The sequence below is a fragment of the Niallia sp. RD1 genome, from assembly GCF_024219955.1.
Classification (GTDB): Bacteria; Bacillota; Bacilli; order Bacillales; family Cytobacillaceae; genus Niallia; species Niallia alba.
On the sequence record NZ_CP100420.1, the window covers coordinates 4,806,214 to 4,823,313 of the forward strand.

Annotated in this window: 18 protein-coding genes and 1 tRNA gene; 3 read left to right on the forward strand and 16 right to left on the reverse strand. The window is 33.9% G+C overall.

Translation table 11 applies throughout. The features are described from left to right. Positions 1–24: 24 nt before the first annotated feature. The 7 genes from comGG to comGA are packed head-to-tail and all read right to left on the reverse strand — an operon-like array spanning position 25 to position 4,086. Positions 25–405, reverse strand: coding sequence for a competence type IV pilus minor pilin ComGG (gene comGG, locus NKG37_RS23215; RefSeq protein WP_101730836.1), 381 nt, complete (start codon positions 403–405; stop codon positions 25–27). A 6-nt stretch (positions 406–411) separates the two neighbouring features. Continuing rightward, positions 412–855 carry a competence type IV pilus minor pilin ComGF gene (gene comGF, locus NKG37_RS23220; RefSeq protein ID WP_016204889.1) on the reverse strand — a complete coding sequence of 148 codons (444 nt, stop codon included), beginning with the start codon at positions 853–855 and terminating at the stop codon, positions 412–414. After that, positions 852–1,151 carry a hypothetical protein gene (locus tag NKG37_RS23225; protein WP_156827878.1) on the reverse strand — a complete coding sequence of 100 codons (300 nt, stop codon included), beginning with the start codon at positions 1,149–1,151 and terminating at the stop codon, positions 852–854. Before NKG37_RS23225 ends, comGF begins: the two co-directional genes overlap by 4 nt. A gap of 7 nt (positions 1,152–1,158) precedes the next feature. Beyond that, positions 1,159–1,560 (reverse strand): competence type IV pilus minor pilin ComGD, encoded by a 402-nt coding sequence (gene comGD, locus NKG37_RS23230; protein WP_254415397.1) that lies wholly within the window; start codon positions 1,558–1,560, stop codon positions 1,159–1,161. Between the two features lie 32 nt (positions 1,561–1,592). After that, entirely contained in the window at positions 1,593–1,946 is a 354-nt protein-coding gene (gene comGC / locus NKG37_RS23235; RefSeq protein WP_051994029.1) for a competence type IV pilus major pilin ComGC, read from the reverse strand. A 51-nt stretch (positions 1,947–1,997) separates the two neighbouring features. Further along, complete coding sequence (comGB, locus tag NKG37_RS23240) at positions 1,998–3,032, reverse strand: competence type IV pilus assembly protein ComGB (protein WP_040344239.1); 1,035 nt, start codon at positions 3,030–3,032, stop codon at positions 1,998–2,000. After that, the gene (comGA, locus tag NKG37_RS23245; RefSeq protein WP_254415398.1) at positions 3,019–4,086 is read right to left on the reverse strand and encodes a competence type IV pilus ATPase ComGA; all 1,068 of its coding nucleotides are present in this window, start codon (positions 4,084–4,086) and stop codon (positions 3,019–3,021) included. The genes comGB and comGA overlap by 14 nt, the downstream gene beginning before the upstream one ends. Before the next feature lie 212 nt (positions 4,087–4,298). Between comGA and NKG37_RS23250 the strand changes: the two genes are divergently transcribed. After that, positions 4,299–4,370 (forward strand) — tRNA-Gln (locus NKG37_RS23250). A 429-nt stretch (positions 4,371–4,799) separates the two neighbouring features. On the opposite strand, the gene NKG37_RS23255 is transcribed toward NKG37_RS23250, so the two are convergent. Beyond that, entirely contained in the window at positions 4,800–5,732 is a 933-nt protein-coding gene (locus NKG37_RS23255; RefSeq protein WP_212117091.1) for a cation diffusion facilitator family transporter, read from the reverse strand. A gap of 579 nt (positions 5,733–6,311) precedes the next feature. On the opposite strand from NKG37_RS23255, the gene NKG37_RS23260 reads away from it, so the two are divergent. Beyond that, entirely contained in the window at positions 6,312–7,010 is a 699-nt protein-coding gene (locus NKG37_RS23260) for a helix-turn-helix transcriptional regulator (protein WP_224427734.1), read from the forward strand. Between the two features lie 60 nt (positions 7,011–7,070). Here the strand turns inward: NKG37_RS23260 and NKG37_RS23265 are convergent, their stop codons facing one another. From NKG37_RS23265 to NKG37_RS23295, 7 genes are all read right to left on the reverse strand, one after another. Then, positions 7,071–7,706, reverse strand: a complete 636-nt coding sequence (locus NKG37_RS23265; protein WP_254415399.1) for an MBL fold metallo-hydrolase — start codon at positions 7,704–7,706, stop codon at positions 7,071–7,073. A gap of 12 nt (positions 7,707–7,718) precedes the next feature. Then, positions 7,719–8,036, reverse strand: a complete 318-nt coding sequence (locus tag NKG37_RS23270) for an MTH1187 family thiamine-binding protein (protein ID WP_224427735.1) — start codon at positions 8,034–8,036, stop codon at positions 7,719–7,721. A gap of 99 nt (positions 8,037–8,135) precedes the next feature. Next, positions 8,136–9,263 (reverse strand): YqgU-like beta propeller domain-containing protein, encoded by a 1,128-nt coding sequence (locus tag NKG37_RS23275; RefSeq protein WP_016204879.1) that lies wholly within the window; start codon positions 9,261–9,263, stop codon positions 8,136–8,138. Positions 9,264–9,451: 188 nt separating this feature from the next. After that, the gene (locus NKG37_RS23280) at positions 9,452–10,639 is read right to left on the reverse strand and encodes a M14 family metallopeptidase (protein ID WP_016204878.1); all 1,188 of its coding nucleotides are present in this window, start codon (positions 10,637–10,639) and stop codon (positions 9,452–9,454) included. 234 nt (positions 10,640–10,873) lie between these two features. After that, positions 10,874–12,772 (reverse strand): LTA synthase family protein, encoded by a 1,899-nt coding sequence (locus NKG37_RS23285; RefSeq protein WP_254415400.1) that lies wholly within the window; start codon positions 12,770–12,772, stop codon positions 10,874–10,876. A 316-nt stretch (positions 12,773–13,088) separates the two neighbouring features. Further along, positions 13,089–14,051, reverse strand: a complete 963-nt coding sequence (locus tag NKG37_RS23290; RefSeq protein ID WP_016204876.1) for an ROK family glucokinase — start codon at positions 14,049–14,051, stop codon at positions 13,089–13,091. A gap of 2 nt (positions 14,052–14,053) precedes the next feature. Then, entirely contained in the window at positions 14,054–14,284 is a 231-nt protein-coding gene (locus tag NKG37_RS23295; RefSeq protein WP_016204875.1) for a YqgQ family protein, read from the reverse strand. Positions 14,285–14,628: 344 nt separating this feature from the next. Between NKG37_RS23295 and NKG37_RS23300 the strand changes: the two genes are divergently transcribed. Then, positions 14,629–15,501: a hypothetical protein gene (locus tag NKG37_RS23300; protein WP_101730834.1), complete on the forward strand. Its 873-nt coding sequence runs from the start codon at positions 14,629–14,631 to the stop codon at positions 15,499–15,501. Here the strand turns inward: NKG37_RS23300 and NKG37_RS23305 are convergent. Beyond that, positions 15,491–17,008, reverse strand: coding sequence for a rhomboid family intramembrane serine protease (locus tag NKG37_RS23305; protein WP_254415401.1), 1,518 nt, complete (start codon positions 17,006–17,008; stop codon positions 15,491–15,493). The genes NKG37_RS23300 and NKG37_RS23305 overlap by 11 nt on opposite strands. Between the last annotated feature and the right edge of the window lie 92 nt (positions 17,009–17,100).

Here is a 17,100-nt window from a genome sequence, read left to right on the forward strand (position 1 = left end):
ATAGCCCTATCGTTTGGTTTTTATTCATTCTATCCATTTCGTCATTTTATTCTGCTCCATATCAAAGTAGCTTATTGCATAGATCGGCTTTATCCCAGCTTTCATATTTAATTGATAATCGATTTTAAAAGTAGTACGCGAATTTTTTTCTATTGTATAAAAAACATTACCATGTAAAAAAGTCTTTGTACCAGAAAGTTCAGGATGTTCTTCTGTAGAAAGTTCATATTCAATTTCTTTTAAGGAAGACAGAAAATAATATTCTTGCATATTGCTATTTTTCACACTAACTTCTATCCCTTTCTTATTTACATAGATCCCATACAAAATAAATAAAAAATAGATGAAAAGGATATACACACATAAAGATAGCGGGTAAATAAATCCTTTATTATTCCTGATCAATTCCCATCACTCCAAAAACATAAGATAAGATCTTATGCTAGTCTCTTTTTCCATCGCAAATCGGTCCGTTACCTTCACTTGAAAACCGTTCTTCTGCATAGTAAACTCGACGCTGTTAATACCTTGCAACGCTACCTCATGTCCTGTTGAATCTACTCGCCTTCTAATATTGCTGCCATATTTTTCATAAGTTACGACCCTTCCATCCACATAAAGGACTAACTTATTGTTAGCAACCGCAATTCCTTGGGACATTTTTGTTTCTTTTTTTAATTCAAGAATAAATAGTTCCCACTCCATGTCCTGCAGTTCTTTTTCCGAAAATTGACGATCAAGCATTAATCGAAGAGGAGTAAATAAGAGAGAAAGAATAATAGTAAAAATAAAAAAAGAAAGCAGCATTTCCAATAAAACATAGCCTTTATTATTGAGAAGGAATAAATTCTTCATTCTGTCCACACATCACAGATTTTTTTTGATTGCTGGAATACATTTTCATACTGTATACAGACTTTATTATCTTCCTCCCAAAAGATGGGATAAGTCTGTTCCTTCTTTTCAATAGAAGATATTCCTTTTTCTGCTTCTCCTAATTTCACTTCCATTAAATATTGATAAAACAGTTCATGAACAAACTTACTTTGTGCTGAATCCTCTAACTGTTTTAGAACATGGATATATACCGGCATCCACGTAAGTGCAATTAAAAGCCATATCGTAAATGCCAATAAATAATCCGGTAACATAAATCCTTTACAATTTAGTCGCATAGAATCGCCCTTTACCAATTTGAATCGTTAACTTATAGTCTTGTTTACCTATTCGAAACTCTAATGTGCCAAATTTAGAAAAATTCCCATTTGAATTGATGTTAAAAGAAATCATTGTATTATTAGAAAAACTGATGTCATTATCATAATAGCGCTCCACTATATTTCCGGTATTAACATCAGCACGGATGTAGTAATGATGCAAACTAGGGAAGATTCTTACCTGCACTGGTAGTTGATTTTCAATCGCAAAGGCTTGTGCATAATAGAGATCTCCCTCCAATTGAGTAATGAAATGATTTTCATTAAGCGAGGTTTGCTGTGAGGTGACTAAGAATATCGATAAAGAAGAAATAATCACTAATAATGATATTGCAACAAGCATTTCTATTAATGTAAAGCCTCTTTGATTTGCTATCATGGATTATCCGTACCAGAAGTAGAAACTACTCCGTTTGTAATAATTAATTCCTTGCCATTCGTACATTTTTTTTGATCATTTGTTATATAATTTTCTTCTTCCAATTTAGCAATATTCTCTGGATATGATTTATGCTCCATATAATAGGATTGGACCTCTGCTTGTACCATCTTTGTTAAAGCTTCACAACCAGTATTATTTATTTTTGAATTATGCTTGGTGATATTTGGAATGGTAACAATCAATAATATCGAAATAACGACCAAGACGATCATCATTTCAATTAGTGTAAAGGCATTTTGCTCGTTAATTTTTTTGACAGCTAAACGAGCATATTTGCCCCCTTTCATTTCAATTAATGTAAATCCCTTTTCATTCTTCATTTTCTTCTCCTTTCACAATTAAAATCCATCTAATAATTGAAACATCGGCATTAATACAGACAAATAAATAGAAATGATTAATATACCGACACTTGCGTATAGAGTTGGTTGAAGGACTTTTATTGTTTGTTGTAAATTTTCTTCTATTTGCGTTAAGCAATAGTTTCCAAAATAATAGAATTCTTGATCAAGTTTTCCATTTTCCTGGCCATGGCGAATAATTTGTAATAGTTCTCTATCCAAAAAAACAAACGGTGCAAAAGCTTGTTGAAGATGAACACCTTTTTTTAATCGATAAATAGTAATTTTACCTATTTCCGAGTAGAGTCTTTGCTCCTTATTTTCTTGGAAGAATTGCAAACATTCATAAATGGAAAATCCGCTGGATAATAAATAACTTAACTGGATAGAAAGAAGATAAGAGAAATAGTGTTTCACAAATTTACCTACAAATGGGATACGCGCTAATAAATTCATTTGAACAATGATATTTGACTTACGGAAATACAAATAATAATAGAGAATGCTTGAGAAAAGTAAGAGAAGTAAGACTACACAGAAATACGGAATAATATGATCAATAAACTGGAGAAAAAGGAGAAAGAAATTTTTATTTATATTCATCGTTACAAAAATGGAATTAAATTTCGGTATGAGTATGCTTTGAACGAAGAAAAATAAAACGAAGGTAAATAATAATAAAAAGACAGGATAGGAAAGAATTTTCCTTAATTTTTTGATGGTATCTTGCTTATTTTGAATCATTTTACTGGCATCTTGAAAGGCATTAGCAAATCCTCCATGTTTTTCAGCAAAATAAACAAAGCTAATAACCTGACGATCAAAATTTAATCTTACAAGGTTTTCAAAAAATGTATCCCCTCCTTTTAATGAACCGTAACAAGCATTTATATCTTCCATTCGACGATCAGGCATGTAAGAACAGGAAGATTGAACTGCCTCTGCCATGGAATATCCCCTATCCAGCAATTCTCCTATACACTTTAAAAATCTAGCTTGTTCTAAATTAGACCATGCATTATTTTTTTTCATCATAAATCCACCGTTCATATTCCCCTTTCTTTATATAACCTAATGCTATACCTTTACAAATAATCTCGCCTAATGATTTATAGTTATTTGTCAAACTATCGGTTTGATTATAAAGAATTGCAGAAATCTTACGTCCTGTTATCATTTCAAACACGGTTGACCGCTTTAAACGATCATTTAAACGGTAACAGCTAGGCGAACATCCATCATCACAAAATGGACATACTATCTCGACCAATCTTTGGGCAGTAACAGCAATTAAGGTTTGTTCAATTTCTGTCTCCTTAATACCAAACTCCAATAAGCGATGAATCGCCCCTTTCGCATCCCTTGTATGCATGGTAGTCAACACCAAATGTCCTGTTAAACTCGCTCTTATTGCAATATGTGCTGTTTCTTTATCACGGATTTCTCCAACCATAATAATATCAGGATCATGACGTAGGATTGCTTTTAAGCCAGTAGAATACGTAATTCCTGCTTTCTCATTAACTTGGATTTGCAGAACATTTTCCTGTGTTTTTTCAATTGGATCTTCTAAACTAATAACATTTCGTTGATAAAGATGTGCATTTTCATTTAAGAGGGAATAGAGTGTTGTCGTTTTCCCTGATCCAGTCGGACCGGTGAGAATTATTAATCCATGAGCGTGCTTTAACAAGGAAATTAATTTACGCGAAATATTCGGAAATAAGGAGATGTGATAGATTGGGAGCATATTTTGATCGGTAAGTACACGAATTACTAAGCTTTCATGGGGATGGGATGGTAAGGTCGATAAACGTAAACCAATATACTGACCATTGACTGTTGTGGAAATAGAACCATTTTGCGGTTTTCTTCTTTCGCCAATATCCATTGAGGCCGTAAATTTGAAGTGGGAAATTAATTTGTCACATTCCACAGATGATATTACTAATCTAGTAAGCAAACGATTAGCAATCCGTAATTGAAGGATGGATTCCTTTTGCCTTGGGGTTATGTGAATATCAGTAGCGTTCTGCTCTACTGCATCACGTATAATCCGATTTGCTAGTGCTTCAATAGATAACACTTTTCATTTAACACCACCTTTTTATTTATTCGATTACTTATTTCGACAAAAAAGGTGAAATTCCTTCTTCACTTATAAATTTTTTTCTTTTTATTATCGCATCCTACAAAAGGTACTGTTGATTAACCTTTCAGAGAATTTCCGAAAAAATTCAGTTTGTTTTCCGTATAAAAAATTCATCTTTCATCCATATTATATATATCAAATATTTTTGGGCTATAGCCAAGTGGTAAGGCAACGGACTTTGACTCCGTCACTCGTTGGTTCGAATCCAGCTAGCCCAGTTAGGCCCCGTCTTTTCGGGTCCTTTTTTTATATAGAAAAATGGGGCTGTGATATATTTATTCCAGCCAAGGATAAAACCGAACAATTATACGAATCTGCTAATGAAAGTTCCGTATAATTGTTTGTTTTTTTCATTTGTTTTTAAAAGGATGTTTCCATGAAGTTTAGTGCGGTTCCCCGCAGCCGGAATACACTTCGCTTTCCGTGGGGCTAAGCTTAAGCCTCCTCAGCTTCGCCTCCGGGGTCTCAGACTGTCTCGCTAATCCCACTGGAGTCTACGTGTATTCCGGCTGCTCTATTTTCCCAACTAATTATATCTCCTCTTGTAAAAAGTATGCGAAAGCAGCCGCTATTTACTAGCTAAATTAGAGATTGTTCGTCTTTACAGAGTATCTATTTAGTTATGTCCCAACCTTGTGGCTTATCTGTTATACATTCATATCATCATGTTGAATTTGCGCCTTTTCAATTTGAATGGTTGTATGGTCAATGTTAAATTTTTCTTTTAAACGATCGATTGCAAGCTGGAGAATTTCTTGACTATCGCTCTTATCATCAATTAATAGATGGCAGCTTAACGTATCCAGTCCAGATGTGATAGTCCATATATGCAAGTCATGGACATCGATTACTCCTGCCATTCCTTCTAATTCTCTTTTTACATCTGCCTGGCTGATAGTACTTGGTGTTCCTTCCATTAATATATGAATCGAATTTTTTATTACTCCCCAACCGCTTTTTAAAATTAATAACGCGACTACGACAGATATAATTGGATCTGCGACATACCAATCAAAGAAGAGCATGAAGAAACCTGCTATAATTGCGCCAACAGAACCTAATGCATCCCCTAAAATGTGTAAATAGGCACTTCGTAAATTAACATTGTTCTCTACATCCCCTTTTCTCAATAATGCGATGGCACTGATCATATTTGCTAGTAGACCAATTACAGCTATAACCATCATCGTTCCACTGGCTACAGTAGGTGGTTGAGAAAATCGCTGTATTGCTTCCATGATGATAAAAAAGGCGATTATAAACAGAGTAACACCATTAAATAGAGCAGCTAAAATTTCAAAGCGATAATATCCATACGTTTTATTAGCAGATGGCGGTCTAGACGCAAACCAGATTGCTAGGAAACTTAGAAAAAGGGAACTCGCATCACTTAACATATGGCCTGCATCTGATAATAAAGCGAGGCTATTCGTAAGCAAGCCACCAAAAAACTCCAACAACATAATACCTGTCGTGATTAATAATGCTATAAGTAAACCCTTTTTATTTCCTTCTCTTATTTCTTCAAAACCATGATGATGTCCATGATGACTATGGTCGTGTCCATGAGAATGCCCCATATTATCTTCCTCCTACCACTAATTAAAATCGATATATTATTAACTTTTTCAATCGCGTTTCTCTAAATATTGCTGTAGCTTTGCTGCATTAATCCTTTAGAAGTTACTGGAATTTCTATGTATATCCCAGTTTAAGAACCTCTAGAAAATAATTTTATTCCCTATATTTTGTGGCAAAAACCAAATTTTATGACTTCCTGATCGATAAAGAAAACCTCCAGCAGTGATCCCGCACTGATGGTTAATTGCACTTATCGAAAATTTACCGGAGAGTTTCTTAGCGATTCAGCTTGTTATAAAAAGGGAATGCAGATCAAACACGATATTTATTTTCTTATATGAACATATATTCATATATAAATTATATAATCAGTACAAAAAGATGTCAATGAATGCTTTAAATATTAATCATTAAACAATTTATTACGATGTTCATGCTTCAAACAGTGAATATGTACATTTTATGAACAAAATATTTGTGAAGTTGTGAACATTTTATAAACTTATCGTTTTAACCATGTTTATGGTAGATTGCTATATTATAATAAAGAAAATTAGTCCTCAGGAGGAACATTTGATATGGAAAATACACTAAAAGTTACGAATGTATTATCTGATCCAACTCGTTTCTATATTTATCAGTACATTACTAAAAGGCATCAAGATGTTACTGTTCAGGAAATTGCGGATGAATTCTCCATTCATCCAAACGTAGCTCGCTTGCATTTATCTAAATTAGAAGATGTAAGAATGCTGCACTCGGAAACAAAGAAAACGGGTAAAGGTGGTCGTCCAAGCAGATTATATCGCTTATCAGATGAAGTCATTCAATTTAGCTTTCCGTTTCGAGACTACCAATTATTAAGCAATATTTTGTTGAAAACGCTCGAAAGCCTTGGAGCAGAGGGAAGCAAAGCGCTTTATGAAACAGGAAAAACATTTGGTAAGGAAATGATGGAGCATGAGATTGCCCGTTTTACAAACAATACAGCAATATTATCTAATGAAGATAAACTGCGTTTATTACAAAATGCGAGTTTAATGACAGGACAATTACCTGCACTAGAATGGAACGACGATCAAACCTCTTTATATTTCGAAATATATAACTGCCCATTTAAAGAAGTAGCCCTAGAGCATAAGGATAAAGTTTGTACGATGCATCAATCCTTCTTTACTGGAATGTTTGAAGCATTGTTTACAGATGTTCAGTTAATTGAAAAACAAAACATTATTAGTGGCTGTGATCAATGCGCCTACAAAACCATCATTCAATAAGAAAAAAGGAGAGAAGGGATATTGCTCCCCATTCTCTCCTTTTTCTTATTGCAGCAATTTTTAAAACCCATTTATATATGGATTATGATCCATTTCATGCTCAATTGTCGTTTTTCTACCATGACCTGACAGAACCAATGTTTCTTCTGACAAATTCAATATCTTCTCATGAATACTATTTAGTAAAGTTCTTTGGTTTCCGCCAACTAAATCTGTCCTGCCAATACTTTCATAAAAAAGCGCATCTCCAACAAATGCCCAATTCTCTTTTTTAAAATAAAACGTAACACTACCTGGAGAATGCCCTGGTGTCTCCATCACTTGAAATGTAAAATCACCGATTGTCATGCTTGGGTTTTCATCTAAGAAATGCTCAGCAGGTCTCGCTACAATAGGATTCGGAAGTCTAAATGCTTCACTTCCATTTAATTTCGGGTTAATTAACCATTCTTCTTCTTTGCTATGTACATAAACAGGAATGCTATACTCTGTTCTAACATCTTCAACTGCGCCAATATGATCAAAATGTGCATGTGTTAAAAGAATCGCTATAGGAGATACCTCTAACTCCTGAATTATCTTAATTAACTTTTCCCCATTTGCACCAGGGTCTATCACTAAACAATCCTTATTTTCGTTCCATACTAAATAACAATTCGTTTGGATTGGCCCTAAAGGAACTTGTTTATATTCCATGAACTTTTCCTCCTATTTGCTTTCCAAATGACTTAGAACACTTTCTACTTTATCTTCCATTTTTCTAGTAATGTCTCGTCTATCATCAATACGGATATTCGTACAAACACGGACAAGGCCTTTTTCAAATGGTACTTCATGCATTGCTTGAATAACTTCAAACAATATCGGTAGCTCGCCTTCAATAATTGTATTCATTGGTGTTAATTGAAAACGAATCTGGCCTTTTTCCTCATAATCCATTAGTACTTTTTGAATATCTGCTACATATGCACTTACACTTGGCGTTTGCGTTCCTACTGGTATTACTGTTACATCTACAATTGCCATATTAACTTCCCCTTCCGCTGCAAAAATTAGTCGTCGTCTTTCATACAATCAACCATTGATCTTAGTTCATGATTATGATGGCATATTTTTATTTCAACATCAACTATTGTGAATATTAGAGGAAAACAAAGGAGTGATTTCTCCCGTTTCTATCTCCAACATATTTTCTAAATAATAGCCAAAAAGACAGTACTTTCCGTCGCTTGAAATTTGGATTGGCTGGTCCTCTAATTCCGTATCGGTAAATATTTTTTTACTTTCACCTGTGTTCATATCTATTTCTATAAGTTCAAAACCATCTTGATAGGTTTCAGCATTCCCATTTTCTTTCGGAACAAAAGTTATCAATTTATCCTGATAAATCGCATAGTTCGGAACTAGCCAATTAGCAAATTTGGATAGTCGTGGAACTTGAATAGTCCCATGTTTATTTAAATCTATGTCATAAAAGGAATAAACAGCTTCCTCCTCGTTCCCTGTACTTGATAGAGTAAAGAGAAATTCATTTTTCTGATCGATAAAATAAATATTAGGAAGTTCTAATTCCTTTTCTTCTGCTGTTTCTAAATCAAATATTTTCAGTGGTGCATATAAGGAAGGATTATTTTGATCCCAATCAAGATACATTACATTCTCTGTTGTTAACCATTGTGGAAACGGTGTAGAGACAGGGAAATCATTTAATACGTCTTCTTGAATATCTAATGTAAACACTTTGCTCTCCCAATCCTTAGTGAAGGTAGTAACTAATAATTCATTTTCATTATGTGGATTCCATGCAAAATCTGTTTCATAACTTTGAAACTTTCTAGAAAGGATCTCGCTACCTTTTGCATCAATTATATGCATTTCTCCTTCCTCATCAGAAAGAGCACTATATAGTAAAAGTTTATTATTGTTTATCATCACATTCGATAATTCTGTGTCCGACTCATACAAAGGGATATGTTTCCCTGTATAGATATTATATGTATAAATTTTATATACACCTTCTACTTTTGCCGAATAACAAATCGTATCTTTCTGTATCCAGCCATATACTTGCTCAAATTCTCCTTCAATCGGGCTTATAGGAGGAAGCATCGTGTTGTTGTTAACATTTTTGTCCTTCGCTTCATTTTCACTGGCTGAATCATTCTGTCTAGGGCTACAGCTAGACAGAATTAGTGTGAAAAAAGTGAAGAGAAGAACTATTCCTAGTGTATTTCTCTTACCTATTAGAAACATTTTTCACACCCCTATAAATACTTTTCCTGTTTTTTTTTACTCTATAGAATAGTAACACAAAAAAGCCGATTTTTTTCGGCTTTTTTTAAATAGTCTTTGATATTTTGCTAAAATAAGAAATATGACTCAATTTAATGTACTTTTGCTCCAGTTTGCCTATAAAATCATATCCAAGTGCTTAAATGATACTACATATATAAGGAAGCTAAGAAAATTCCCGTTGTATCATGGTAGATTTCGGCAAATTGAGAAAGAGGAAGTGGGTTTATCCCTTTTCCTAACTCGATTGTAAAACCCGGTTTTCTGAATTCTTGTATAAACCAATCTTTATACCCTGCATGACTATCAACATTTTGAATAGCCTTATATCCACTCACTCTTGAAAATTCATTAGCTAATGTCCTTGATTCTGCTGGTTCCAGTCCTTCGTAGCCCCAATAAAATTCTTTCCCTTGTGTATGTAAAGCTAATAATCGGTCAAATTGCTCCTTTTTTGCAAGTTCTGCCATCACTTGAGCCTCTGGTTCGGACAATGGAGTATCTCCTGGATAATCTCTCGGTGCTGGCCCTTTTGGTTCTTTCCTTTCCTTTTCAATTTCCCAATTTGCAGGAAACTGATTATTCAAATCGACGCCACGGATATTTGCTTTCCAGCCAGTAAAATCGATACTCCCTTCATTTATCGAGATAATTTTTTCCTTTTGTCCCTCGGGAGGTCCATTTAAAACCAAATTTACTCCATCTGGGTTAACCATTGGTACAATCGATAGATCCACAGACTGATACAAGGGCATTGTTCGAACATTGCGGAAAGTTGTTGCATTAGTTAAAGATAATAAGAAATCATTTAAAAACGTCATTATAATCGGTGTAGTGATCCATTCATTCGCATGGAAGGATGCATTTATATGAACGTTTTTCGTTCCTTTTCCAATTTTAATTTCCTCTATGTTTTGTCCTAATACACTATTACCAATTGTATGCACTGTAATGAAAGGGAAAACTTTTTTTAAACGATTGATATCTTCCTGCAAAGAAGAATAATCATATTTTTTCTTCCCATCTACAAACCTTTTAATGATGCGATTAGGAATTAAAACTTCGTCCCCTACTTTAAGATTATTGGGATTCAGTTGTTGATTTAATAATAAAAGACTATCAACCGAAATATTTCTTACACCCGCAATTTTCCACAAGGTTTCTCCATGCTTTATTTGATGAACTTGTGATTCAAATCCAGGAATTTGGATTGTTTCAGATACTGCTAATTTATTTGGATTTACGCTAGGATTACTGTCTAAAATAAGATTTAAGGGAACCATAAAAAGCTGACTATAGTACCAAAGTGTATCCCCTGGTCTCAATTTTATCTCCATATGTTCACTCCTCTCCCTATTTATATATATGAACATTCCATCAAAACATTCATAGCGAAAAAAGGCGATTAAGAAAACTTCCGGGGGGTTTTCATCATTCCCACTGATAATTAGTTCTACTTGCCAGACCTTGGCTTCCTTCGTTCTCAGCAGCTTGCATTAGGTATTACTACAATAAAAAAAAGCTTCGTAACATACTAGTTATTACAAGTATGTCCCAAAGCTACAATCATCCTATTCTTTTTGATTCGTTTCTTCTATCATATCAAGCATTCCTTTTTCTTTATCATAAAAACGCAATAGGTCTCCATAAATAATGCTATCAGAATACTGCAATTCTAAATTCGCCTGCTCGATATATGGCTCACATGCATTTCCATCAACCGCTTCTCCTGTTGCTCGATCATAGCATACCTCTTTTGTATATACATAATCTTCAGTGATAAAGCTACCGTCTCGCAATACAACAAATTGGTCATTGTCTTTTGAGAATAGATCAGATCCAAATTGAATATCATTTTTAGTCTCGATCCCTAACAAATGAAGTAGAGTAGGTTTAATATCCATTTGACCCGATACAGTGGAGATTGTTTTTCCTTCCATTCCTGGAATATGGATTGCAAATGGAACTCTTTGCAATTGAGTACTTACAAATGGAGTCACTTCTTCTCCTAATAACTCACTCATTGCTTTATTATGATTTTCAGAAATTCCATTATGGTCTCCATATAAAACAATAATACTATTTTCATAGAGACCTTCCTCTTTTAATCTTTCAATAAAGATTTTCAAGGCTTCATCCTGATAACGAACAGTCGGTATAAAATTATTAAGCGTTCTGCTTCCTGTTGTTAGCGGCTCAATTAATTTGTCTTCTTCATCTAGTTCAAAAGGAAAATGATTTGTCAGCGTAATAAATTTACTATAAAAAGGCTGAGGCATTTCTTTTAAATGCGCAATAGATTGTTCAAAGAAATCAATATCTTTCAGTCCCCAACCGACAGAGTTTTCCTCATTTACATCGTAATCATTAATTTCATAAAAACGTTCATATCCTAGACTTTGATACATTATATCACGATTCCAGAAACTTTTATTATTTGCATGAAGAGATGCGGTAAAATAGCCATTCTCGCTTAAAATTTCTGGTGCTGCTTGATATTCATTTCCAGAATGAGTAAAGAAAACTGCCCCTCTGCTTAAAGGATACAATGAATTTTCTACAATAAATTCGGAGTCAGATGTTTTACCCTGTCCAGTCTGATGGTAAAAGTTCTCAAAATAAAAACTATCTTTAATAAATTCGTTCAAGAAAGGTGAAATCTCTTCCCCATTTACTTCGCGATTTACAGTAAAGCTCTGAGTAGACTCCAAACTTACCATTATCACGTTTTTTCCTTTGGCGATTCCAAACATGTCCTTATTTGGTTCAGTATAATTCGCCTGATTATAGTTAAGCATATCTGTTAATTCACTGCCATCTGCAAATGCTCTTTGTGCAGAAGTCTTTGTTTGCAGAAAAATATCATATAGCTGGTAGTTGTAAGTACCAATATTCTTTACTAAAAGCTCTCGATCAAATGTTCTTGTTAACAACTGTGTTCTTTGTGTTTCTGCTAAACTCAAATTAAAAAATGCTAAGCTAATCGTAAATAAATAGAAAATACTTTGCTGAACTCTTGTGTATTTTGGAATCTTTAAAAAGGATGGTTTCTTTTTCATTATTACTGCAAGCAAAATAATATCAATAAAGAAAAGAATATCCGTAACATGAATTAACTCCCTGACACTACTCCCCAAATCGCTCATATTACTAGTTTGAAATAGAAGCGGGAGGGTTAAAAAGTCTGTATAGACGCGATAAAAAACTACATTCGCATATAATACAAAAGAGAGAATCAAACTAGAGGTGAATATATATCTTTTTTGATTTTTCGCTGAGAAAAACATGGATATTCCCAAAATAAACAATAACGAGCTTAAAGGGTTAATAATTAAGATAAATTGTTGAACCCAATTTTCAATTTTAATATCAAAGCTAGTAATATATGCAATATTTGTTTTAATCCATAGTAAAACTGTTGCAATCGTTATAAGTGATAGCTTAGACCATTCTATTTTTTTCTTAAACAATGATGAATCCTCCTAACTATTGATCAAACAAAATCTCTAAATGATCACTTTACACATTTTACAATTATTTTATTATATAAAGCCAATCTTTATGAAATTTTAATCTATTTTTCATCTTCATGTATTATTATAATAACTTACTCTTTTTTAGACGTCCAACCAGAAGAAAAGTTTCAAAAAAATAGTACTTTTTCAAAGAGGAATTTTTCTGAATGTTCAATCTATTTTTCTCGCAAAAAATCTTCTCCCTAATAGAAGAAGATTTGCGAAAATATTAGATTTAAAAAGGTATATTATATATTCCTACATAACTAGATTAATGTTTTGCAAGCCACGCAGCACCAATTACCCCTGCTGTATTCCCAAGCGTTGCCACATCAATGACTGTTGACTCTGCTACGCTTTTAAAAGAGAATTTCATGAAATTCTCCTTTACAGGATTCAACAGAACGTCACCAGCTTTTGATACACCGCCTCCAATTACAATTTTCTCAGGATTTAATGTATTGGCGATGTTTGCTAATACCAACCCTAAATGAAATGCAACAAATTGCACGATTTCATTTGCTAATTCGTCGCCTCTTTTTGCTGCATCAAATACATCCTTTGCTGTAATAGCGCCTTCTTGGTCCAACACAGAATGAAGCTCACTTAATGTATGTCTTTGTGCTAATCGTTCTTTCGCTAAACGGACAATTCCAGTTGCAGAGGCAATCGTTTCTAAACAACCTGTTTTCCCGCAGTTACAAAGAGCACCATTTTCAACAATAGCAGTTAGATGTCCTATTTCACCAGCAGCACCCTTTACTCCCTGTACGATATCTCCATTAATAATAACACCGCCACCTACACCAGTGCCAAGTGTTACGCAAACCAAATCTTTAGATCCTTCTCCAGCTCCCTTCCACATTTCACCTAAAGCTGCACAATTCGCATCATTATCTATGGTTACTGGCAGTCCTAAATCTGCTTCTAGTCTAGCTTTTAATGGAAAATTATCTGGCCATCCTAAATTGACCGTATTAAAAATGATTCCTGTTTCATAATCAAATGGTCCTGGTGCACCCATTCCTGCACCTAAAACATCTTCCTTTGAATGACCTAATTCTTGCAATTTAGCATCAATCGATTTTGCTATATCTGAAGTAATGTTTTTTCCTTCTTCTGAATTATCGGTAGGGATTTCCCAATGATCAATTAAATCGCCATTTAATGATAAAAAGGCAATTTTCACTGTTGTTCCGCCTAAATCAATTCCAGCTACCCATTTTTCCTGCATCCTCAATTCCCCCTATTTTTCTCATCTGTTAAATGTTGTATTTCATGATTAAGCAAGCGCATCGCAGAGTCGAATTCTTGTTCCTTTATTAATTGAGAATGATATAATTCTTTTATTTCCGATTTCATTAATTGTAAATCGCCTACTCGATCGCCTACATAAATAATTGTTCCATAACTTTTTAGAAACTGTTGTACATCATAAATTGTTTGCATGGTACCCCTCGCTTTCATCCATTATTCTACCTGCTGCAAAGGTTTGCATAAAGTGATAAATTAATCGTTTTCAAATTAAGTATATAGGAAATGAACTGTTTCCTCAACAGCAGATTGTTTTTCACTATTAGAATAATTATTCCTCGTCAAAAAGCAAAAAAGAGTGAATCAATTTCTCTTAAATACCAAGCCTTTATCCCAGGCAGCAGGAGCAACTAACCATCAGTGGAAGATAAAGAAAAACCTCCACTGATGGTTAGTTTTCTTTATCATATTTTTCTTTTTTATTCATATAATGAAAGAAGTGTATATAAGACAGGCTTATGCCACATTAGCATTCTTAAGATGGAGCGGTGAAAATAATGAAAAAAGATTTTATTCGTTTAACTCTATCTCTTCTCATTCTCGTTTCTATTTTCTATATTTTTCAACAAAAGCAGATTGCAAAGGAGAGTATAACTTATTTTCCAATAGATCCTACTGTGACCTTTCCAAAAGCAAATACAACGCTTACCTTTAGCAAAAAAAGATTTGATGAATACAGCATTCTTTGGGAAAGTAATTCTTCTATTAATAAGCTAGCCTATTTAAGACAAGACATGAGCTTACTGTATGCAAATGGGAAATTGATAAGCACGATGGGAGAATGGAAGCAAAATACATTAGAACTTTCCGAGAAAAAGACAGTCGTTGAAAGAGAAAGCAACTATTTACAAGCTATTACTTTTCATTATGCCGAAATACATGATGCCAGTGAAAGAATATTCAGCTCACAAAAAATTTCTGCCGATAATTTATATGTTATCAACTCAAAATTTGAAAACACACCTATTTTTTTTCATCATCCAAATAACTTAGTAGAAAAGGATTGGGCCAAAACATTAGATAAAGAGGCATTTGACTATGCGGAGTACGCTTATCGTCAAGGGTTAAAGAAATTCCATATTTCAGCTGATCAATACCATACTAAACTTTTACTTACAGAATTAACACCATACAACGATGCACCTCTCCCGCATTTTTCCAAGGAACAAAGCGCAAAAATTATCGGACAATTAACAGAGGGACTTTACAAAAACTATTTCCTTGGCATTATAAAAGAAGATGGAACCATTGCAGATCCCATCGGAAGTTCTATTCCAATAATTTTAATTAGTGACAACCATCTTCTTATCTTATTTACCACAGCAGATAATGAGCCAATTGTTTTAAGACAGCAAATATCTACTCTTTAATTTTATCCCATAAACGAAGATATTTATGATTATTTTCGTCTAATTCTATCGCTGTTTGTATATATTCTCTCGCCTTTGTTAAATCTTCATTATAAAGACTGACTACTGCTAAATTATAATAAGCCTCATGAAATTGCGGATTCAAAGCGATTGTTTTTTGAAGATTCTGTTCCGCTTTGGCAAATTCCTTATTCTTAAGCTGAATATAAGAAAGTAAGAAATAATAGTTTTCATTATTTTTAAATTCAACTTTATTCAACACTTCTTCCGCTTGCGCGTATTTTTCATCATTTATGTAATTATTAACCAATTTAAGTGCAGATTTATCCACTCTATGTAACACAGCTGTACTCGCCGTATAGCTAATCCCAATACCTATCAGTAAGAAGGTCATAACCAAAGCGCTGAGCTGGATTTTCCAGCTTTTTTTCTTGGGAAAATGGACGATAGCAGTCGCCAAAAATCCACCTACTAAACCGCCAATATGGCCGGCATTATCGATTCCTTGAATAGTAAATCCAAAAATAAGATTAATAATGATAATAATGATAACATTCCATCCCATCACGCGAAAAAAAAGCTTTGGAAATTGCCAGGCAAAATAAAGAAGAGCCCCAAAACATCCAAAAATGGCACCACTTGCCCCAGCAGATAAAGAGGGACTTAATAAATAGCTCGCAAATACCCCACTAAACCCAGCAAATAGATAAATAAATAAGAATCGACTGTTTCCAAAAATCCGCTCAATTAATGGTCCCACATAATATAGTGCAATCGAATTCATTAGTAAATGTAATATCCCAATATGTAAGAAAATCGGCGTTATTAGTCGCCACCATTCCCCATCGGCGATTAAATAGTTTACTTTTGCTCCCCAATTAATTAATGTTTCACTGTTGGTACTTCCCCCACTTCCTTCCATTAAGAAAAACATAATAATTTGAATAGCGATAAAAAGATAAGAAATAAAAGGTTTGCCAAAATAAAGCAACTGTCTTTCTTCTTGTTCATGTTGTTTTATATGGGTAAAAACATCTTCTTTATATGTTTCAATTTGTTCGTTTCGTTCTTCCTCTGTATCAGGAACTACATTCAAGTCAGCTATAGTATGTCCAGCTAACTGCCATTCTTCGATGGACCGATCGAGAAGGACTGTTTTTATTTCTACTTTTTTATCCGCACTAATAAATGGCTTATCAATTAAATGTACAAAGGAATCGACAGGAGGAAAAGCTGTTATATACATACTCTCCACTTTAAGAGAGCGATTACGCAATGTACGTCTAATTCTTTCAGCATTTAATGAGGTTCTTTCCATATCTCTACTTAGCCAATTACTCCAATCCAAATCAATACGAAATAAACGAATAACGGGATACTTTATTGCACCGCTTTGCTCTTCTAGCCATATCTCTTGTTGGTCTTCTGATAGATAAATTATTTTATACTGACATTCCGTCACTAAAAAATCGACTAATCTCCAATATTTATATTGTTCTATCTCCATCTGTTCTCTCCCTACTCTCCGAACACTGTATAGACTTCTCTTTTTTCATTCTCCAGTTGTTTAAAAAGAACGTCGTCATTTTAGGAAATCAC